21 protein-coding genes are annotated in these 19,836 nt (G+C 69.6%); 6 read left to right on the forward strand and 15 right to left on the reverse strand.

What is annotated here, in order from left to right; translation table 11 throughout:
• Positions 1 to 42 precede the first annotated feature (42 nt).
• Both ACZ7CH_RS01230 and ACZ7CH_RS01235 read right to left on the reverse strand, forming a co-directional pair.
• Complete coding sequence (locus ACZ7CH_RS01230; protein WP_360393868.1) at positions 43 to 444, reverse strand: nucleotidyl cyclase domain-containing protein; 402 nt, start codon at positions 442 to 444, stop codon at positions 43 to 45.
• Positions 441 to 1,292, reverse strand: a complete 852-nt coding sequence (locus ACZ7CH_RS01235) for an SDR family oxidoreductase (protein ID WP_360393871.1) — start codon at positions 1,290 to 1,292, stop codon at positions 441 to 443. The genes ACZ7CH_RS01230 and ACZ7CH_RS01235 overlap by 4 nt, the downstream gene beginning before the upstream one ends.
• 122 nt (positions 1,293 to 1,414) lie before the next feature.
• Here ACZ7CH_RS01235 and ACZ7CH_RS01240 point away from each other — a divergent pair, with 122 nt between their 5' ends.
• Positions 1,415 to 2,017: a TetR/AcrR family transcriptional regulator gene (locus ACZ7CH_RS01240; RefSeq protein ID WP_360393874.1), complete on the forward strand. Its 603-nt coding sequence runs from the start codon at positions 1,415 to 1,417 to the stop codon at positions 2,015 to 2,017.
• A gap of 17 nt (positions 2,018 to 2,034) precedes the next feature.
• Here the strand turns inward: ACZ7CH_RS01240 and ACZ7CH_RS01245 are convergent, their stop codons facing one another.
• The 7 genes from ACZ7CH_RS01245 to ACZ7CH_RS01275 all read right to left on the reverse strand — a co-directional run bounded on the left by ACZ7CH_RS01245 (position 2,035) and on the right by ACZ7CH_RS01275 (position 7,845).
• Entirely contained in the window at positions 2,035 to 2,532 is a 498-nt protein-coding gene (locus ACZ7CH_RS01245; protein WP_360393877.1) for a GNAT family N-acetyltransferase, read from the reverse strand.
• Between the two features lie 27 nt (positions 2,533 to 2,559).
• Positions 2,560 to 4,587, reverse strand: a complete 2,028-nt coding sequence (gene dnaB / locus ACZ7CH_RS01250) for a replicative DNA helicase (RefSeq protein ID WP_458429863.1) — start codon at positions 4,585 to 4,587, stop codon at positions 2,560 to 2,562.
• Positions 4,588 to 5,123: 536 nt separating this feature from the next.
• Positions 5,124 to 5,582, reverse strand: coding sequence for a 50S ribosomal protein L9 (rplI, locus tag ACZ7CH_RS01255; RefSeq protein ID WP_360393883.1), 459 nt, complete (start codon positions 5,580 to 5,582; stop codon positions 5,124 to 5,126).
• An 18-nt stretch (positions 5,583 to 5,600) separates the two neighbouring features.
• Positions 5,601 to 5,840: a 30S ribosomal protein S18 gene (gene rpsR, locus ACZ7CH_RS01260; protein WP_030465683.1), complete on the reverse strand. Its 240-nt coding sequence runs from the start codon at positions 5,838 to 5,840 to the stop codon at positions 5,601 to 5,603.
• A 57-nt stretch (positions 5,841 to 5,897) separates the two neighbouring features.
• Positions 5,898 to 6,404 carry a single-stranded DNA-binding protein gene (locus ACZ7CH_RS01265; protein ID WP_065915547.1) on the reverse strand — a complete coding sequence of 169 codons (507 nt, stop codon included), beginning with the start codon at positions 6,402 to 6,404 and terminating at the stop codon, positions 5,898 to 5,900.
• A gap of 29 nt (positions 6,405 to 6,433) precedes the next feature.
• Positions 6,434 to 6,808 carry a 30S ribosomal protein S6 gene (gene rpsF / locus ACZ7CH_RS01270; RefSeq protein ID WP_360393888.1) on the reverse strand — a complete coding sequence of 125 codons (375 nt, stop codon included), beginning with the start codon at positions 6,806 to 6,808 and terminating at the stop codon, positions 6,434 to 6,436.
• A 101-nt stretch (positions 6,809 to 6,909) separates the two neighbouring features.
• Entirely contained in the window at positions 6,910 to 7,845 is a 936-nt protein-coding gene (locus ACZ7CH_RS01275) for a hypothetical protein (protein WP_470372920.1), read from the reverse strand.
• Between the two features lie 143 nt (positions 7,846 to 7,988).
• Here ACZ7CH_RS01275 and ACZ7CH_RS01280 point away from each other — a divergent pair, with 143 nt between their 5' ends.
• Genes ACZ7CH_RS01280 through ACZ7CH_RS01290 form a run of 3 tightly spaced genes read left to right on the forward strand, consistent with a single transcriptional unit; the run spans position 7,989 to position 11,204 of the window.
• Positions 7,989 to 8,759, forward strand: coding sequence for a deoxyribonuclease IV (locus tag ACZ7CH_RS01280; protein WP_360393894.1), 771 nt, complete (start codon positions 7,989 to 7,991; stop codon positions 8,757 to 8,759).
• 23 nt (positions 8,760 to 8,782) lie between these two features.
• Positions 8,783 to 10,177, forward strand: coding sequence for a glycosyltransferase family 87 protein (locus tag ACZ7CH_RS01285; RefSeq protein ID WP_360393897.1), 1,395 nt, complete (start codon positions 8,783 to 8,785; stop codon positions 10,175 to 10,177).
• Positions 10,178 to 10,196: 19 nt separating this feature from the next.
• Complete coding sequence (locus ACZ7CH_RS01290) at positions 10,197 to 11,204, forward strand: GDSL-type esterase/lipase family protein (RefSeq protein WP_458429866.1); 1,008 nt, start codon at positions 10,197 to 10,199, stop codon at positions 11,202 to 11,204.
• Here the strand turns inward: ACZ7CH_RS01290 and ACZ7CH_RS01295 are convergent.
• The 3 genes from ACZ7CH_RS01295 to ACZ7CH_RS01305 form a co-directional block, all read right to left on the reverse strand.
• Entirely contained in the window at positions 11,116 to 12,717 is a 1,602-nt protein-coding gene (locus tag ACZ7CH_RS01295; protein WP_360393903.1) for a glycosyltransferase family 87 protein, read from the reverse strand. The genes ACZ7CH_RS01290 and ACZ7CH_RS01295 overlap by 89 nt on opposite strands.
• Before the next feature lie 132 nt (positions 12,718 to 12,849).
• Complete coding sequence (locus ACZ7CH_RS01300; protein ID WP_470372921.1) at positions 12,850 to 15,300, reverse strand: transglycosylase domain-containing protein; 2,451 nt, start codon at positions 15,298 to 15,300, stop codon at positions 12,850 to 12,852.
• Positions 15,301 to 15,746: 446 nt separating this feature from the next.
• On the reverse strand, positions 15,747 to 16,145 hold the full coding sequence (locus tag ACZ7CH_RS01305) for a DUF5318 domain-containing protein (protein ID WP_360393909.1): 399 nt from the start codon (positions 16,143 to 16,145) through the stop codon (positions 15,747 to 15,749).
• A gap of 164 nt (positions 16,146 to 16,309) precedes the next feature.
• Here ACZ7CH_RS01305 and ACZ7CH_RS01310 point away from each other — a divergent pair, with 164 nt between their 5' ends.
• Positions 16,310 to 16,846, forward strand: a complete 537-nt coding sequence (locus ACZ7CH_RS01310; protein ID WP_360393912.1) for a PadR family transcriptional regulator — start codon at positions 16,310 to 16,312, stop codon at positions 16,844 to 16,846.
• A gap of 30 nt (positions 16,847 to 16,876) precedes the next feature.
• A complete protein-coding gene (locus ACZ7CH_RS01315; protein WP_360393915.1) occupies positions 16,877 to 17,959 on the forward strand; it encodes an inositol-3-phosphate synthase in 1,083 nt (360 codons plus the stop codon).
• A gap of 58 nt (positions 17,960 to 18,017) precedes the next feature.
• Here the strand turns inward: ACZ7CH_RS01315 and ACZ7CH_RS01320 are convergent, their stop codons facing one another.
• The 3 genes from ACZ7CH_RS01320 to ACZ7CH_RS01330 form a co-directional block, all read right to left on the reverse strand.
• A complete protein-coding gene (locus ACZ7CH_RS01320) occupies positions 18,018 to 18,752 on the reverse strand; it encodes an SDR family NAD(P)-dependent oxidoreductase (RefSeq protein WP_360393918.1) in 735 nt (244 codons plus the stop codon).
• Between the two features lie 66 nt (positions 18,753 to 18,818).
• On the reverse strand, positions 18,819 to 19,175 hold the full coding sequence (locus tag ACZ7CH_RS01325; protein WP_470372922.1) for a hypothetical protein: 357 nt from the start codon (positions 19,173 to 19,175) through the stop codon (positions 18,819 to 18,821).
• Positions 19,172 to 19,786 (reverse strand): hypothetical protein, encoded by a 615-nt coding sequence (locus ACZ7CH_RS01330; RefSeq protein ID WP_470372923.1) that lies wholly within the window; start codon positions 19,784 to 19,786, stop codon positions 19,172 to 19,174. Before ACZ7CH_RS01330 ends, ACZ7CH_RS01325 begins: the two co-directional genes overlap by 4 nt.
• Positions 19,787 to 19,836: the final 50 nt, after the last annotated feature.

The following is a 19,836-nucleotide window of genomic DNA, read 5'->3' on the forward strand; positions in this document are numbered from 1 at the left end:
CGGTGACACGACGGTGTCACCGGGGCTCGGTGCTGTTCGGGGTCAGTGCTGCTCGGCGGTCGCGATGACCTCCTCGACGGGCGTGTCCCCGTCGCTCGTCACCCAGTGGACGCGGGCGCCTTCGCCCACGAGCTGCCGCACCAGCGACGCGATCGGCGAGCCGTCGCCGAAGTCGTGGTCGGCGAGCACGGCCAGGGTGTCGTCGCGGTACCGGGCCACCGTGAAGTCCGGGCGCAGCCCCGCGCGCAGGGTCCGCGCCGCCTCCAGCAGCGAGGTCGGTGCGGTGACGAGGACGAGCGTCACGAGGGTGCCGCGGGTGCGGGCACGGACGAGCGACTGCTCCAGGCGGTCCAGCAGCAGCGCGTAGCCGGGCAGGCCCGTGAACGGGTCGTGCAGCACAAGCCGTGTCCAGTCCACGAACCGGCCGCTGACCAGCGAAGTCACCCGTGTGTCACGGGTGCGGGGACGGCTTTCTCCGCCGCGCGGCTGGTCTGCTCCCAGGCCGCCCAGGTGTCCATGCGGTGCCGGGAGAGGTCGAACGCCAGGTCGTAGACCATGCTGCCGAGCAGCAGCCGCAACGGCGGGTCGTCGCTGTCGACGAGGGTCATCACCGCCTCGGCGGCCAGGCGCGGTTCGCTGTCGATCGAGCCTTCTGCCCACTGCTCCTCCAGCTCCGCGCGCAGCTCGTCGTAGGCGGGGTCCGGGGTGGTGGCCCTGCTGCTGGTGTAGAGGTCGGTCCAGTACCCGCCCGGCTGGACGATGGTGACCTTGACGCCGAACCGCGCGGCCTCGGCGGCGAGTGCTTCGCTCATGCCTTCGAGCGCGAACTTGCTGGCGCTGTACAGGCCGGTGCTCGGGAAGCCGCTGAGCGCGCCGATGCTGGAGACCTGCAGGACGTGACCGCTGCCCTGCCGGCGCAGGTGCGGCAGCACGGCCTGGCTCACCCAGAGCGCGCCGAAGAAGTTGACGTCCAGCTGGGCGCGGGCCTCCTCCTCGGTGAACTCCTCGACCATCCCGGCGAACAGCGCGCCGGCGTTGTTGACGACGACGTCGAGCCGGCCGAAGTGCGCGACCGCCCGGTCGACGACGGCGAAGACCGCGGACCGGTCCGTGACGTCCAGGTCCAGCGCGAGCAGCCGGTCCGGGTGCCGGGTGGCGAGGTCGGCCAGCGGTGCGATGTCCCTGGCCGCGCCGACGACCCGGTCACCGGCGGCGAGAGCGGCCTCGGTGAACGCGCGGCCGAGACCGCGGCTTGCGCCCGTGACGAACCAGACGCGAGTGGGGGCTTCCATGCGGTCTCCTTCGCAGTGACGAGACGAACCGTTCCGTCTCGTTTATGGGAGGAGCATGCACTGCGTCAGATCGGCTTGTCAAGACGGACCGTCTCGTCTCATTCTGCGCTAGGGTGACCGCCATGCCCACGAAGGTCGCCCCGGACCCCAGCCGCCGCAGCGAGACCGCACGCAGGGCCATCCTCGGCGCCGCCATCGACCTCGTCGGCGAGGTGGGCTACGCCAAGCTCAGCATCGAGGGCATCGCCCAGGCGGCGGGCGTCGGCAAGCAGACCATCTACCGGTGGTGGTCCTCGAAGGGCGCGCTGCTCTTCGACGCCTTCCTCGCACTGGCCGGCGAGGGCGAGGCCGCGGCGCTGCCCGACACCGGTGACCTGGCGGCGGACCTCAAGCTGGTCCTGCGGGCCACCGTCGACGAGCTGAACGACCCGCGCTTCGACCAGGCCATGCGCGCCATGCACACCGAGATCGTCCACGACCCGGCCCTCGCCGCCGACTACGCGCACCGGCTCGACGGCCCGATGCGCGAGCTGAAGAAGGCCCGGCTGCGCGCCGCCCAGACCGCGGGCCAGCTCGCCGGCGACGTCGACCTCGACGTCGCCGTGGACCTGGTGTTCGGCCCGGTCCTCAACCGCTGGCTGCACCGCAACGGCCCGCTGACCAGCGAGTACGCCGACCAGGTGGTGGACACGGCGCTACGCGGGCTGCACCCGCGCGACCGGTAGCGCCGTACCGCCGGTGGTCATCGCCGCGGCGGAACGGACTTGCTGAGCATCGTGCCGCGCGGGGTGAAGCCGCGCGACGAGTAGAACGACACGGCCGGAGCGTTCGTCGCGAAGATGACGGCGTGCAGCGCGGTGACCCCGTGAGCTGCGGCGACCTGCTCCGCGGCGGCCACCAGTGCGGTGCCGATGCCCTGCCCGCGGTGGGTGTCGAGCACGACCGTGTGGATGTCGGCGCCGGTCCGCGGCACCAGGATCTGGTGGTCGGGCGGCGGCGGGAGCAGCACGACCTCCGCCATGCCGACCACCGCGCCACCGACCTCGGCGACCGTGATCAGCGACGACCCCAGCGTCAGCGCGAAGTGGCGGCGCACCGCCCCGGCGTCCGGCACGCGGAAGTCGTCCGGTGCCAGGGCGACGTGCCGGGCGGCGTTCGCCAGGCGCAACGCGACGAGCGCCGGGATGTCGGCGGGTGCTGCCGGGCGGACCACCGGCGGGTGTGCGGGTTCTCGGTACACGTGACCCACCGGTCGTTCAGCGGGACGTCACTGCTGGGCGAGGTCGGAGAAGCGGCTGTAGTGCAGCTGGTGCGCGACGGTGATCGTGGCGGTGGGACCGGCGCGGTGCTTCGCGATGATCAGGTCGGCCTCGCCGGCGCGGGGGTCGTCGCGCTCCCAGGCGTCCGGGCGGTTGATCAGGATGACCATGTCGGCGTCCTGCTCCAGGGAGCCGGACTCACGCAGGTCGGAGAGCATCGGGCGCTTGTCGGTGCGTTGTTCCGGACCGCGGTTCAGCTGGGAGATCGCGATGACCGGGACCTCGAGCTCCTTGGCGATCAGCTTCAACGACCGGGAGAACTCCGAGACCTCCTGCTGGCGGGACTCGGAGCGCTTGCCGGAGCTCATCAGCTGGAGGTAGTCGACGACGACGAGCTTGAGGTCGTGGCGCTGCTTCAGCCGGCGGGCCTTGGCGCGGATCTCCATCATCGTCAGGTTCGGGCTGTCGTCGACGAACAGCGGCGCCTCGCTGATCTCGCTCATCCGGCGGGCGAGACGGGTCCAGTCGTCGTCGCTCATCTTGCCACCGCGCATGTCACCGAGGCGGATGCGCGCCTCCGCGGAGAGCATGCGCATCACGATCTCGGTCTTGCTCATCTCCAGGCTGAAGATGGCGCTGGTCAGGCCGTGCTTCACCGAGCACGACCTGGCGAAGTCGAGACCCAGCGTCGAGTTGTGGGTCGGGATCATCGTCTCGCCGGCCAGGTACAGGTGGTCGTGGTTGTCGACCTCCACGCACCGCACCGGCACGGACGCGACCGGGCGCACCGCCACGATCTCCACCTGCGCGTGCTCACCGAGACCGGCGATCAGCTCGTCCACGTCCCGGCGCAGCCGCGCGAACCGGCCGTCGACGTGCAGAGCGGCCAGCAGCTCGGAGCGCTGGGCCCGCGACGCCCGCAGGTACGCGGCCGGGATGTGCGGCTCGTCGGCGACGCCCAGCTCCTTGGCCGTGCGCAGCTCCTCGTCGGTCAGCTCCAGCTCGCCCAGGCCGGACAGGAACTTCCCCAGCGCGGAGGGCGCGAGCGGCAGCTCGGCGGCGGGCAGCTCCCAGGCGGCCGACATGCGGATGAACACGCGGCACTCGCCGACGCGGTGGAACAGCTGCTGCGTCGTGCGGATCGCCCAGAACCCACCGGTCTCGCTGCACGACTCGGTCAGCCACTGGTGCTCGGCGTCGGCGACGATCACCGTGCCGTCGGAGAACGCCACCTCGAAGCACGGGCGGCCGGTCATCACCCCGGTCGCGGCGACCACGCGGGTCGGCCGGCCGTCGGCGCCGATCAGGAAGTCGCCGGCGCCCACGGCGCCCATCGTCGTCCAGCCGGACGGCGTGGGCAGCGGGGTGTCCAGGGCGAGCGCCTTGCCGACACCCGGCCGGGCCGCGACGATGATCATCTGGCCGGGGTGCAGGCCGTTCGTCAGCTCGTCGAGGTCGGCGAAGCCGGTCGGGATGCCCAGCGACTGGCCACCGCGCGAGGCGATGGCGTCGATCTCGTCCATCGTCGGCTGGAGCAGGTCCTCCAGCACCGAGTAGTCCTCGGTCGTGCGGCGGTCGGTGACCTCGTAGATCGCCGACTGCGCGCGGTCGACCACCTCGTCGACGTCCGCGCCCTCCGCGCCGTTGTACCCCAGCTGCACGATGCGCGTGCCCGCCTCGACCAGCCTGCGCAGCACCGCCTTCTCGGCCACGATCTCGGCGTAGTACCCGGCGTTGGCCGCCGTCGGCACCGTCGCGATCAACGTGTGCAGGTACGGCGCGCCACCGACGCGCAGCAGCTCGCCGCGCCGTTCGAGCTCGGCGGAGATCGTGATCGGGTCGGCCGGCTCACCGCGGCCGTAGAGGTCGAGGATGCAGTCGTAGATGGCCTGGTGGGCGGGGCGGTAGAAGTCGTTGGGCGCGAGCGCCTCGATCACGTCCGCGATGGCGTCCTTGGACAGCAACATGCCGCCCAGCACCGACTGCTCAGCGGCGAGGTCCTGCGGCGGCTGACGTTCGAAACTGGGCTCCGCCATACCCCGGTCGTCGACCAACGCCACTGCTGAATCACCCCTGCGAAGACGTCGAGAGCCGGTGCCTGCCACCTAGTTGTACCGCGCGGCACCGACAATTCCGGGCGGCCACACTGTGCGATGGTCCTGCCCGCGCTGCGACGCTAGAGGGCCCCGTCCGGAGCAAGCAAACCAGCGTGTGGATCGCCCTGTGGACAACTGGGGGACAACTTGTGGATGGTTGCCCACAGGGACCAAGGCGCTGGGGACAACCTGTTGACAACCGGTGGAGTGACAGAAATAACCCCAGCTCAAGGGCTGTGTACAACTTGTGGAAAAAGTTGTGCGCCACAGCCCCGGCGTGTCGCGAGAAACACCTTCTTCGGCGTGTCGCCAGGTGGCCGGACCCTGCGTTTATCCACAGGACGTGGACAGAACTCCGCTGGTCCGAACGAGCGAAAGCGCCACCCACCCGGAGCATTCCGGATGAGCGGCGCTTCTGCAAACGAGCACGTGTGGACCATCCCTGACGGGATGTCCCCGAGCTTCGTCGAGCGGTCTTACTCGGCCGCGGTGACGATGAGCGGCAGCGCGACGGTGACCTCCGGGTGGAGGCGAACCGTCACCGAGTGCTTGCCGGTGGTCTTGATGTGACCCGGCAGCTCGATGGCGCGCTTGTCCAGGGTGAGGCCACCCGCGGACTTCTTGACCGCCGCCGCCACGTCGGCGGTGGTGATCGAGCCGAACAGCTTGTTGGAGCCGGCCGCAGCCTTCGCGGTCAGCGTCACGCCGTCGAGGCCCTCGAGCTTGGCCTTGATCTCCTTGGCGTGGTCCAGGTCGCGCACGCGGCGGTTGTCCTGCGCACGGGTGATGACCTGGATCTGCTTCTGCGCACCGCGGGTCGCGACGATCGCGAGACCGCGCGGGAGCAGGTAGTTGCGGCCGTAGCCGTCCTTGACCTCGACGACGTCGCCGGGAGCGCCAAGGCCGGAAACGTCAGCGGTGAGGATGAGCTTCATCGCAGGAGTTCCCTTCTCTTAGCGGGCGGTCGAGGTGTAGGGCAGCAGCGCCATCTCACGGGCGTTCTTCACCGCAACAGCGACGTCGCGCTGGTGCTGCGAGCAGTTGCCGGTGACGCGGCGGGCACGGATCTTGCCGCGGTCGGAGATGAACTTCCGAAGCAGCGTCGTGTCCTTGTAGTCGATCAGGTTCGCGCTCTTGTCCTTGCAGAAGGCACAAACCTTCTTCTTGGGCTTGCGCACAGGCGGCTTGGCCATGTGTCTCTAACTCCTGGAATACGCAGTGATCAGGTTCTGGATGACCGGTGCAGCGGTCTAGAAGGGGGGCTCGTCGGCGAAACCACCCGAGCCGGCCGGCGGGGCGGAACCCCACGGGTCGTCCGCGGGTGCGCCACCGCCGCCACGAGACTGCTGACCGCCGCCGCCGCCGAAGCCGCCGCCACCGCCGCCGTCTCCACGGCTGACCTTGTTGACCTTCGCGGTCGCGTAGCGCAGCGAGGGGCCGATCTCGTCGACCTCCAGCTCCACGACAGTGCGCTTCTCGCCTTCCTTCGTCTCGAAGGAACGCTGGCGCAACCGTCCGGAGACGAGCACGCGTGAACCGCGGGTGAGCGACTCGGCCACGTTCTCGGCGACCTGCCGCCACACGTTGCACCGCAGGAACAGCGCTTCGCCGTCCTTCCACTCGCCGGACTGGCGGTCGAAGGTGCGGGGCGTGGAGGCGACCGTGAAGGACGCCACCGCGGCACCGCTCTGGGTGAAGCGGAGTTCCGGGTCGGCGGTCAGGTTCCCGACCACCGTGATCGTCGTCTCGCCAGCCATGTCTTGGGAGCTCCCCTAATCGAGGTTCGTCAGGCCCTGGCAGCGGCCTTGGCCGCCGACTTGGCCGACTTGGCGTCCGCCTTCGCCGCGGCCTTGGCGGCCAACTTGGCGGCCTTGGCGGGCTCGCGGCGCAGGACCTTCGTCCGGAGCACCGTCTCCTGCAGACCGAGCTGGCGGTCCAGTTCCTTCACCGCGTCCGGCGTCGAGGTCAGGTCGAGCACCGCGTAGATGCCCTCGCTGCTCTTGTTGATCTCGAAGCTCAACCGGCGCTTGCCCCACACCTCGACCTTCTCAACGTTGCCGCCCGTGGTGCGGATGACGTTGAGGAACGTGTCGAGAGACGGCGCAACCGTGCGCTCGTCGAGACTGGGGTCGAGGATGACCATCACTTCGTAATGACGCATGAGGACCACTCACCTCCTGTGGACTCGCGGCCACGGGCTTTCCGTGGCAGGAGGGTCGTCGCGTCAGCAACTGAAGAAGGTTAACAGAGCGCGTCCAACGACTACGCAGGGGTGCGGCGCAGCACCCAGGTCCGCACCAGCGCGCCCGTCACGCAGGCCAGCAGCAGCACCGCGACCAGCACGGGGAGGCCGACGCCGCCGGGGCCGGACGTCCTGGGCAGCGCGGTGGCGCGGCCCGCGGTCTGCACCGCCTCGTCCAGGCCGTTGCCGCTGGACGCGCGCGGCACCTGCGAGCCGTACCGCACACCGGGCGACGGCGAGTAGAGGCCGGGCATCGCGAACGGCAGCGAGCCGTAGCTGAACAGCGGCACGCGGCCGAAGTTCGTGCCGAGCGAGTACAGGGAGAAGTCGCGGTTGATCGGCGTGCCGGCCGGGGAGCCGGGCAGGACACCGGGGTTGGTGCCCGGCTGGGTCCCGGGGTTCGTGCCCGGCTGGGGCTGGGGCTGCTGAGCAGGCGGTTTCTGCTGGCCGGGCAGCTGCGGCGCGGCGTTCTGGGACGCGTCGGCGATCGCCTTGCTGCCGTCCTGGATCGGCGCGCTGACCTGGTTGACGCCGGTCACGACCACCTTGCAGCCGGCGGACAGCGTCTGGCGCACGGTCTGGTCGAGGGTCACGAGGATCGGGCCGAGCAGCGGGATCTTGCGCACCTCGACCATCACCGCGTTCGCGATGGTCGCGCCGCTGATGGTCGTCGTGCCGACCTGGACGACGCCGATCGGCATGGGCTTGGCCTGCGCGAAGCCGTCCTGGAACGGCTTGACCAGCGGCGGGCCGAGCACCGGCACGGCGCGGACGAGGTCGGTCACCGGCTGCACCACCGCGGCCGGGCTCAGCGAGACGGGCTGACCGGGCACGCCCTGCACCGAGGTCGCGCAGCTGCCCACGACGATGGGTTCCGCCGCCGTCGCCGGGACCAGGCCCACCGAAGCGGAGGCCAGCGCCAGCAGCGTCGCGGTCGTGACGCTCAGCAGTCGCATGTGCACCCCTGTCTCACCTCGTTACCTACTCTCAAGTAACGACCGTAGGTCCTGGTGGTGACGCGAGCCACCCCCGGTTTTCGCAATTACTCCTATCGGCGGCGGCTGCGATGGCGTCAGGCGTGCCGACTACCCTCGTGGTCATGCGCATCGGGGCACATGTCCGCGACGACGACCCGGTCGGCGCCGCGGCCGAACGCGGTGCCGAGGTCGTCCAGTTCTTCCTGTCCGACCCGCAGGGGTGGAAGAAGCCGAAGCCTCATCCGCACGCGGAGGCGTTGCTCGCCTCCGACCTCGAGGTGTTCGTCCACGCCCCGTACCTGATCAACGTCGCGTCGCTGAACAACAAGATCCGGATTCCCAGCCGCAAGAACGTGGTCCAGCACGCGGAAGCCGCCGCCGCCGTGGGTGCGAAGGGCCTGGTCGTGCACGGCGGGCACGTCACCAAGGGCGAGGACCCGGCAGAGGGCTTCGCGAACTGGCGCAAGTTTTTCGAGCGGCAGGTCGCGGAGGGCGGGTTCGCCGTGCCGGTGCTGATCGAGAACACCGCCGGCGGCGACGGTGCGATGGCGCGCACGTTCGACTCGCTGAAGCTGCTCTGGGACGCGGTAGGCGAATTCGGCGCGGGCTTCTGCCTGGACACCTGCCACGCGTTCGCCGCGGGTGAGGACCTCGTCGGCATCGTCGAACGGGTGAAAGCGATCACCGGGCGGATCGACCTGGTGCACCTCAACAGCTCGCGCGACGAGTTCGGCTCGTCCCGCGATCGGCACGACAACATCGGGACTGGCACGATCGACGCAGATCAACTGGTGGCCGTGGTCGCCAGTGCCGGATGCCCGGTCGTGGTGGAGACGCCGGACGAGGGCCAAGCCGACGACATCGCGTTCCTGCGCGACCGCGCCGGCCGGTGAACAGCGTGCACGAGGTGGTGAGCGTGACGCCCGACCGAGGTGATGCCGCGGGCTCCGCGCACCGCTTCGGCAGGGCGGCACTGGCCGTGCTCGTGCTGCTCTGCGGCCTCACGCTGCTGCTGGGCTTCGCCAACAAGGACCGCTGCACCGGTCCCGCGTTCGACCAGTGGGGCCGCACGCAGCCCGACTACGACGAGCGCAACAAGGAAGAGGTCTGCTACTCCGACATCCAGCACCTCTGGATCGGGCGCGACATCGACCGGCACGTCTTCCCCTACGTCGACGGCGCGATCAACGAGCAGGGCATCCTCATCGGCGGCTCCGTCGAGTACCCGGTGCTCAGCGGCCTGCTGATCTGGGCGGGCGCGATCTTCGCGCACAACGACGCGGAGTACCTGCTCTACTCGTCGCTGCTGATGGCGCCGTTCGGCCTGCTCACCGGCTACCTGCTGGGCAAGCTCGCCCGCTGGCGCGCCCTGCTGTGGGCGATCGGGCCGCCGCTCGTGCTGTACGCGTTCCACAACTGGGACCTGCCGGTCGTGCTGTGCTCGGTGGCCGCGGTCTACGTGGTGCACCGCTGGAACCGGCCGCTGGTCGAACGCGCCACGGTGGCGTCCGTGCTGCTCGGGCTCGGGTTCGCGTTCAAGGTCTACCCGGCGATCTTCGTGCTGCCGCTGATGCTGTTCGTCGCGACCGGCGGCCTGCGCGGCCAGGAGCTGCCGGAACGCGTCCTGCGCGCGGGCAAGAAGGTCGACGTCGCCGGCGCGGTCAGGGTCGCGCTGGCCTCGATCGGCACGGTCGTGCTGGTCAACCTGCCGTTCGCCATCGCCGGCTACGACGGCTGGCTCGCGTCGTTCGAGTTCCAGGGCCAGCGCCGGGTCGACATCACCACGAACTCGATCTGGTACTGGGGCCTGCGGCCGTTCATCGGCGACGACGCGATGCAGTCGCTGGTCGGCGTCATCTCGCCGATCCTGATGCTCGTCTCGTTCGGCGTCGCCGCCGGGTACGGCTGGCTGCGGTTCCGGCGCGAGGGCAGCTACCCGTGGATCGCGGTGTCGGCCGCGATGATGTGCGGGTTCATGCTGCTGCACAAGGTCCACTCGCCGCAGTACACGCTGTGGCTGGTGCCGTTCCTGGTGCTCATGCGGGTGCCGCTGGTCTGGTCGTTCGCCTACTTCGTCGTCGACCTGGCGATGGGGATCGGGATCTTCCGCTGGTTCTGGGCGATCGAGTTCGGGCAGCCGGCCGGGATCTACGACAGCTTCTCCGCGCAGGCCGTGATGATCGGCGTGTGGGGCCGGGCCGCGCTGCTGGTGGCGTTGTTCATCGTGTTCCTCAGGGCGAGGGACGTGACCGAGGACGAACAGCCCGACGACCGGAAGTTCCTCCGCGGAGCCGTAGCCGCGGAACGCTGATCAGCCGCACACTGCACCCGTGAGGGTGATCATCGTGCTGGCGTTGCTGCTGGTCTGCGGTGCCTCCGGCGCGCACGACCGGGGCGCGCCGGTGCGCTGGCTGCCGGTGTGGCAGGCGGTGCCCACCCTCTCGGCGGCCACACCGGACCAGGTCGTGCGCACGACCGTCGACCTCACCGCGGGCGGAACGGCGGTCCGGGTGCGGCTGTCGAACCTCATGGGCATCAAGCCGGTCCGGGTCGACCGGGTCGCCGTCACCGCGAACGGCGAGACGCGCGAGCTCACGTTCCGCGGCGCGCGCGGCGTGCTGATGAGGGCCCGATCCGAGGTCTACAGCGATCCCGTGCAACTGGCCGTCACGCGAACGCTGGAGATCACCACCTACGCACCGGCGGGTACACCGTGCCAAGCGCGCGCACTGCGCACGATCACCTCCGCACGCGACCACGTCTGCCTCGTGTCGGCCGTCGAGGTCGCCGGGTTCACCGCACCGGGCGCCGTGGTGATGTTCGGCGACTCGATCACCGAGGGGAACTCCACCGGCACGTGGCCGTCCATGGTGCGCACCGACTACGCCGTCCTGAACGCGGGCATCAGCGGCAACGGCCTGCTGACCGGTGACGCCCCGATGATCACCCGCCTCCAACGGGACGTCCTGTTCAGCGCGGAGGTGCGCAAGGTCGTGCTGCTCGCGGGCATCAACGACATCCAGAACGGCATCAGCGCGGACAACGTCATCGCCGGCATCCGCACCGTCCAGCTGCGGTGCCGCAACGAGGGCGTGCCCGTCGTCGTCGGCACGATCACGCCGTGGCGCGGCTGGGTCAACTGGACGGAGGAACGCGAGCAGCAGCGCCTGAGGACCAATGCGTGGATTCGCGCCAACGTCCCCGGCGTGATCGACTTCGACGCCGCGCTGCGCGACCCCGCCGACCCGCTCAGACTGCGTCCGGAGTTCGACTCCGGTGATCACCTGCATCCGAACGCGTCCGCATTCGGTGCGATGGCTCGCCTCGTGCGGGTGTGACGAGCTGCCGGTCCGGCGCGTCCTCCAGCACGCCCGCCAACGGGTCGTCGCCCGCCATCCGCACCCGGTCGCGCTCCGGGTGGTAGATCTCCCGCAGGACCAGCACGCACAACCCGATGACCGCGGCGTCGCGCAGCAGCACGGCACCGAGGAACCAGTCGATCGGCAGCCCCTTGTTCTCCGTGCCCAGGTAGAAGTACATCCGCGGCACCCACACGAGCGCGTCGACCGTCATCCACGCCAGCAGCAGCTTCCACCGCGGCAGCGCGAGCACCGCCAGCGGCACCAGCCACAGCGAGTACTGCGGGCTCCACACCTTGTTCGTCAGCAGGAACGCCGCCACGACCAGGAACGACAGCTGCGCGAGCCGCGGCCGCGTCGGTGCCGACAGGGTCACGTACGCGATCCCGGCGCAGCAGACGATGAACAGCACCATGCTGACCGTGTTCAGCACGGTCGGCGCCTGCCCCTGGGTGAGACCGGGGTCGAAGCCCTGCCACCCGGTCCACTGCACCAGCACGTTGTAGAGAGTGTCCGGGTCGGCGTTGCGCTCGGTGTTGAGCCGGAAGAACTCCTTCCAGCCCGTGTGCGACGCCGGGTTCAACGCGATCGGCGCGTTCACGAGCGCCCACGCCCCGATGGCCGCCGCGGTGGCGGCGAAACCGGCCTTGAGCCGTTGCGAACGCCAGCACAGCAGCAGGATCGGCCCCAGCAGGAACAACGGGTACAGCTTCGCCGCACCGCCGAGCCCGAGCAGCACACCGGCCAGCACGGGCTTCTTCCGCGCCCACGCCAGCAACCCGGCCGTGGCGAACGCGGTCGCGATCGTGTCGAAGTTCGTGAACGCGTGCACGACGACCAGCGGTGACACCGCCACGATCGCCGCGTCCCACATCCGCCGCCGCGCGATCCGCGCCACCGAGAACACCGTGATCAGCCACGCCACCGCCAGCCAGAACGCCGTGACGTTGAAGTACACGATCACCGTCATCGGCAGCCCCGGCACCAGCACCGCGAGCCCCTGCGCCACCCGCGCGTTCAGCCACTGGAAGAGCCCCGTGACCACCGGGTACTCCATGTAGCGGACGTGCTCGGTCGGCTTGCCCTCGTCGTCCTTCCACGAGGTGATGTACGGGAACGACCCGCGCTGGTCCAGCCGCTCCGCCGTGTAGAGCGGCACGGTGTCGGAGTAGCAGAGCGCCGTGAACTGCTTGCTCCCCCGCCAGTCCAGCTGCACCTGCCCCTTCTCGTCCACGTACTGCTGGATGCACGGCGACTTCTGCAGGTACCCGAGCAGCAGCGTCAGCACCGCGAGCAGCAGCACCACCCGCAGCGCCGACCAGAACCAGTGCCGCCCGACCTGCGCGTGCCGGCCCAGCGGACCGCCGAACGGTCTGCTCAGGGTGCGGGCGAGCGACTCGGTCCAGGTGGGCGCGACCCGCTGCTGCGGGGTGAGCGAGTCGGTGTCCTCTGCGGGGAGCTCGACCTGGTTGGGCTCAACAGGGCTGGGCACGGGCGGGATGTTACGGCCAAGACCGTTTCGCCGTGGTCAACATCCGGGCCGGGGCACACCGCGCCCTTCACGGCGAAGGGGCCCGACGGCGGTGCGTCGGGCCCCTTCGCTTCCTGTCGGACAGCGGAACTGCTACGTGTCACCAGGGTCTCGGCCACCCGTGGGGTTGCCGGGTCCTGGCTTCGTGGTCGTCGGCTTGGTGCCCGACGGCGGGCACGGCAGGATGCCGCAGTTGCCGTTGTCCGGGTCGGTCGTCTTGGTCGGCGGCGTCCGCGTCGGCTCGGTGGTCGTCGTGTTCGTCTGCGTGCTCGGAGCGGTGTTCGACACCGGCGCCTTGGACGGCGGCGGCGGGTTGAAGTTGCCGAGCGGCCTGGGCTTCGCGAACGACTCCTTCTGGTAGCCGTCCAGCGCGGCGTCCATGAACTTCTTCCAGATCAGACCGGGCAGGCCCGAGCCGAAGACCGGCTTGCCCGACCGGTCCCTGATCGGCTGGTCGCCCTTGTCCTTGCCGACCCACACGGAGGTGGACAGCTGCGGCGTGTAGCCGACCATCCAGGCCTTCGAGTTCTGGTCCTTGCTCTCGGGGAGCTCGTGCGTACCGGTCTTGCCGGCGCAGGGGCGGCTCGCCGCGCACGCGATCTTGCCGGTCGGGATCTCCTTCAACGTCTCGGTGACGTTGTCGGCGATGTCGCGGCTCTTCTCCTCGACCGGGTCGAACGCCGGCGTGCTCTTGTCCACGTGCTGGTAGAGCAGGTCGCCGTTCGGCGCCTCGATCTTCGTCACGAAGAACGGCGGGCGGTACATGCCGCGGGCGGCGAAGGTCGCGTACGCCGAAGCCATGTCGAACGGACGGACGCGGGCGTTGTCCGCACCGATGGAGATACCGGTGTTGGGCGGACCGCCGCCTTCGCCGACGAGCGTCTGGAACGGCTTGCCGTCGTACGGCACCGTCTCCGGGATGCCGGCCGCGTGGGCCGCGTCCGCGACCGCCTTGGGGCCGGTGTCGTTCGCCACCATGTCGTAGAACACGGTGTTGAGCGACTCCTTCATGGCCTGCTTGATCGGGCACTGCGGGCCGCAGGTGCTGCTGGAGGCGTTGCGGATCTCGACGCCGGCGATCTTGCGCGGCGAGGTGCCGTCGTAGGTGTCGCCGATGCCCTTGCCGATCTTCAGGGCCGCCACGAGGTCGAACGGCTTGAACGACGAGCCGGCCTCCTGGATCGTGCCCTTCGCGTAGTCGATGCCCTTCAGGCCGTCCTTGCCCGGGTAGTACGCCCGGACCGCGCCCGTGGTCGGGTCGATCGCGCTGAGCGAGGTGCGCAGGTCGGGGTCCTCGCCGTTCATCACGGCGTTGACCGCTTCGACCGCGGCGTTCTGCATCTTCGGGTCGACCGTCGTGTGGACGGTGACGCCGACCTTCTGCGCGCGCTCCATGGTCAGGCCGACCATGTCGCTGTCGATCTCGTTCTGGACCTGCTGGCTCACGCGGGCGAGCGGGCCCTCGAGGCTCTGCGGCTGGGTCTCCTCGAACGGCAGCGGGACCGGGACCTTCTGGGCGTCGTAGTAGGCCTGGTCGATCCAGCCCTTCTGGAGCATCTGCCCCATCACGAACTCCCAGCGCCCCTGCGCGTGGTCCTTGTCCTCGGAGTACGACGGCAGCTGGATCATGCCCGCGATGTAGGCGGCCTCGGAAGGAGTGAGGTCCTTCATCTCCTTCTTGTAGTAGACCTGGGCGGCGGCCTTCATGCCGTTCGCGCCACGACCGAAGTACACCGTGTTGAGGTACGCGGTCAGGATCGTGTTGTGATCCGACTCGTTGCTCATCTTGTAGGCCTTGACGAGCTCGGTGAACTTCCGGGTCAGCGTCGCTTCTTCTTTGCCCGTGGCCTTCTTGATGTACTGCTGGGTCAGGCCGGAACCACCCGAGCTGCCGCCGGTCGCCTGGATCCACACGGCGCGGACGATGGCCTTCGCGTCGAAGCCGGGGTTCTCGTAGAAGTTCGCGTCCTCCGCGGCGAGCACCGCGTGCTTGACGTTGTCCGGGATCTCCTCGTAGGTCAGCATCGTGCGGTTCTGACCGGGCGAGGTGATCTTGCCCATCTCCGAGCCGTCGGAGTACTTCAGCGTGATCGTCTTGTCCTGGTCGGCCGCGATCTCGTCCGGGCGCGGCCAGTTCACGAGCGGGTACGCCACGGCGACGGCGATCACCGGACCGAGGATCATCAGTCCGAGCGCGACGAAGGCACCGATCCGGACGCGCTTCCAGATCTTCTTCTTGCGCAGGCGGCGCTCCTCCTCCTCGGTGAGCTCCGGCTCGTCGTCGTCGTAGTACTCGTCGTCGTCGACCGGTGCGCCGGCGAGCAGGAACTCGTCGTCGGGCTCGCGGTGGGTCAGCAGGTCGGGTTCGCGCTGCGCCGGCGGCCGGTTGACCGGGGGCAGCTGCGTGGTCCGCTCCTCACCGGGCTTGCGCGGGGGAACGCCGGGGCGGCCGGGACCACCCTGCGGGCCGGCGGGACCACCAGGGCCGCCGGGGGCGCCAGGGCCACCGGGGCGGCGGGCGCCGGGAGGCGGTGGGACCGGCATGCCACCGGGCGGCGTGGGCGGACGACCGCCGGGACCGCCTGGACCCTGACCACCGGGACCACCAGGACCTTGACCGCCGGGGCTGCCGGGACCAGGTGCACCGGGACCGCCCTGCGGACGGCCGGGACCACCCTGAGGCCCGCCAGGGGCGCCCTGGGGTCCGCCTGGTCCGTTCGGGCGGCGTGGGGGCTGCTGCTGTGGGAAACCACCGGGCGGCGTGCCACCCTGGGGAGGGCGTGCGAAACCGCCGGGCGGAGTGCCCGGTCGCGGCTGATTCGGGGCATCGCGCCTGCCGCCGTCCGGGTCGTCCCCGGTCGGCCACTGCGGCTCGCCGCCGCGCTGCCTGTCATCATGCTGGTCGTTCACGTGAAAAGGCCTCCCAGACCGGCGTGCATCAGCACACGGTTCGGTGGTCGTACTTCGTTCGCAGCAGGCTCACCGGTGGTTCACTCCGCCGCAGTCCTCCTGCGTGGCTTTTCCAGCCCACGCTTCCCCAGGACGTATGACTGCACCAGGTGGTTCCAACTGCATGTGCGACAGACTTCCACCACGTACACGGTGAACTCGTCGAAGAGGGTTGCCATGCGCGCGAGTTCTTCAGCTGTGCGGGCCGAGCCGGTCGCGTGCTTCAGCTCGTCACCGTAGACCCACGACACGTGGGTCAGCGGTTCCTTGCGGCACACCGGGCACGGCACGTCCGTCTGCGTGCCGTGGAACTTCGCAGCTCGGAGCAGGTAGGGGCTCGCGTCGCAGACCTCCATGGTGCCCGTCCGGCCGGAGTAGACCTCGGCCAGCAGCGCACGCCGCTGCAGCGAGTAGTCCACGACCTGCCGTTGGGTCAACACGTGACCAGAGTACGTGCCGAGTCCTTTCCGATGATGGGCCGTTCAGGGCAGCAGGGTCCGGGGCGGTATCACGGTGTGCCACATCCCACAACGAAGAGGGGTCCACGATGTATCGCGTCGATATAATCACCTCACCTATCGGTGCAGGTGCGAGGAGGTGACTCGTGTTCGAGTTCGCGCTGCTCGGCCTGCTGCACGAGGCGCCCATGCACGGCTACGAGCTGCGCAAGCGCTTGCACGACCTGCTCGGAGCGTTTCGCGCGTTCTCCTACGGATCGCTGTACCCAACATTGCGGCGACTCCAGCGTGCGGGCCTGATCGTGGAGGAAGGGCCGGAGGAGTCGGCCCTTGCTTGGGGACGTCGGGCGCGCAAGGTCTACAAGCTCACTCCGGAAGGCAAGGAGAGGTTCGCCGACATGCTCGTCAACGCGGGTCCGCAGACCTGGGACGACGACTCGTTCGGCGTGCACCTGGCGTTCTTCTCGCGGACGCCGGCCGACGTCAGGATCCGGATCCTGGAAGGCCGGCGGCGGTGTGTCGAGGAACGCAGGGAGGGGCTGCGGGAGCGGCTCACGCGCACGGGTGAGCAGATCGACCGCTACACCCGTGAGCTGCACCGGCTGGGCCTGGAGGGCACGGAGCGCGAGGTGCGGTGGCTCAACGAGCTCATCGCGCACGAACAGTCCGAGCAGGACGAGTAGTACTCACCGTTGATCAAGGAGGACTGGGCAATGGGCGGAAATCGCCGCACCGTTCGCGTGGCCATCGTCGGGGTTGGCAACTGCGCGGCGTCGCTGGTGCAGGGCGTCCACTACTACCGGGACGCCGACCCGAGCACCCGCGTGCCCGGCCTGATGCACGTGCAGTTCGGCGACTACCACGTGCGCGACGTCGAGTTCGTCGCCGCGTTCGACGTCGACGCGAAGAAGGTCGGTGTCGACCTGGCCGAGGCGATCGTGGCCAGCCAGAACAACACGATCAAGATCGCGGACGTGCCGCCGCTGGGCGTGGTCGTGCAGCGCGGGCACACGTTCGACGGTCTCGGCCGCTTCTACCGCGAGACGATCGAGGAGTCCGACTCCGAGCCGGTCGACGTGGTCGCGGCGCTGCGCGAGGCCGAGGTCGACGTGCTGGTCTCGTACCTGCCCGTGGGCTCGGAGGAGGCCGACCGCTTCTACGCCCAGTGCGCGATCGACGCGGGTGTGGCGTTCGTCAACGCCCTGCCGGTGTTCATCGCCTCGGACCCGGAGTGGGCCGAGAAGTTCCGCGCGGCCGGCGTGCCGATCGTGGGTGACGACATCAAGTCGCAGGTCGGCGCCACCATCACGCACCGCGTGCTGGCCAAGCTCTTCGAGGACCGCGGCGTCCAGCTCGACCGCACCATGCAGCTGAACGTGGGCGGCAACATGGACTTCCTCAACATGAAGGAGCTGGAGCGCCTGGAGTCCAAGAAGGTCTCCAAGACCCAGTCCGTCACCTCGCAGCTGTCCCGCGACATCGGCAAGGACAACGTCCACATCGGCCCGTCCGACTACGTGGCGTGGCTCGACGACCGCAAGTGGGCGTACGTGCGCCTCGAGGGCCGCGCGTTCGGCGACGTGCCGCTGAACCTGGAGTACAAGCTGGAGGTCTGGGACTCCCCGAACTCCGCGGGCATCATCATCGACGCCGTGCGTGCCGCGAAGATCGCCCTGGACCGCGGTGTCGGCGGCCCGATCCTCTCGGCGTCGTCGTACTTCATGAAGTCCCCGCCCGTGCAGTACTCGGACTCCGAGGCCCACGCGGCCGTCGAGGCCTTCATCCGCGGCGAGTGATGTCCGGTCGTCTGCAAGTACCACCAACACGGGTGTTGGTGGTACTTGCAGACGCCGTTCAGCGCTTCGAGAGGCGCAGCCTCTGCCAGGTGCCGTCCGCGGTCCAGCCGCCGTCCACCGGCAACGCCACCCCGTTGACGTACTTCGAGCCGTCACCCGCGAGGAACCGCACGGCCTGCGCGATGTCGTCCGGCGCCGCGAACCGCCCCATCGGCACGTGGTCCGTGATGTCGTCGTCCACGTAGTACCCGCCGGCCTGCGACTCGACGTCCATCTCCGTCTTGACCCAGCCGGGGCACACCGCGTTGACCCTGATCCCCCGCCCGCCCCACTCGACGGCGAGCGTGCGCGTCAACCCGATCAACCCGTGCTTCGTCGTGTTGTACGCCGCCCGGTCCGCCACCCCCTGCAACCCGGCGACGGACGCGATGTTGACGACACTGCCGCTGCGCTGCGCGAGCATCACCTTGCCCAGCGCCTGCGTGAGCAGGAACGGTCCGGTCAGGTTGACCGCCATGATCTGCTGCCACTGCTCCAGCGTGGTGTCCTCGAACGGCACGATGCCGGCGATCCCCGCGTTGTTGACCAGCACGTCCACCCGCCCGTAGGTGCTCGTGACGTGCTCGGTGAGGCGCTGCACGTCCTGGGCGTCGGCGACGTTGCCGACGATCCCGCCCTCGCTCTCCCGCAGGTCGAACCCGACGACGGTGAACCCGTCCGCGCGCAGCACCTCGGCGATGCTCCGGCCCATGCCTTGCGCCGTGCCGGTCACCACAGCCACTCGTTGCGTCATGAGCGCGAGGCTAGGCATCGCGGGCGACCGGTGCGAGACACCCGCGCCCGGTTCTGGTGCTGAGCATCAGACCTGCTGGCAGAGCACGCACGTGTCCCAGTCGAACGCGGCCGGTGCCGCCGGGGCCGGCCTGTCGAGGTGTCTGCCGATGACGAGGCCCACCACGCGGACAGCGCCGGAGCGCTTCAACGCCACCGCCGCGGACTGCAGGCTGGCTCCCGACGTCCAGGTGTCGTCGACCAGCAGGACACTGCGGCCCTCGACCTCGGTGAGGACCTCGTAGCAGTCCGGCCGCATCCTCCGGTCGTTCTCGCACCGGGAGACGAGCAGCTCGGCGAACCGTCCCCGTGTCCGGGTGATGCGCCGGCCGAGGGCGTCGACCAGTGGTGATGTCCGCCCCTGAGAAGTGGGGACGACCGTCACCAGGTCGAGCACACGCCCCAGCAGGTCTCGTGCCGGCTCAGGAAGGTCGCGAGGACGTAGGCGAGCTCATCGGTGAACCGCCGCCGCACATCGGCGGACTGGTTGTTCTTGTACTGGTGGAGGGCTCGGGCGAGCTGGTGGTCCTTCTCCGCGAACGAGATCGGCACGACCTCGTCGGCGAGCTGGTCCCCGTGCTGCCTGAAGTGCTGGTTGCACTGCCAGCACCGCTCGTAACCCTCCGTCGAGCGCCGGCACGTCGTGCACACGTTCGCCCCGCCGAGCTGGTCGGCGGGATCGAGAAAACCCCTGCAGGTCAGGAAGGGCGGGCGCTGGTGGACCATGAGCAGCTGGGCCGGGTACTGCTCGTCCAGCACGGTGACGAGGTGAATGCCCTCGTCCGCCCAGGACTCGATCTCCTTCTCGACCAGTTCCAGCCGGCCCGCCACGTCGGGGAGGACGTGGTCCAGCGTGGGCTGGTCGGGGGTGAGCAACGCGTCCAGGACGGACAGCGCGGAACCGGCCTGTTCCACGGCGGTCGTGACGTCGGCCCAGCCACGCCCGCTGTCGCGCAGTGCGAGCAGGAGCGCCGCCTGTTCACGCCGGTCCACCACGGTCACATCCTATCGAACACAGGTTCGACACGCCGGGTCGAATTGCCTGA

The organism is Lentzea sp. NPDC037011 (assembly GCF_055607425.1).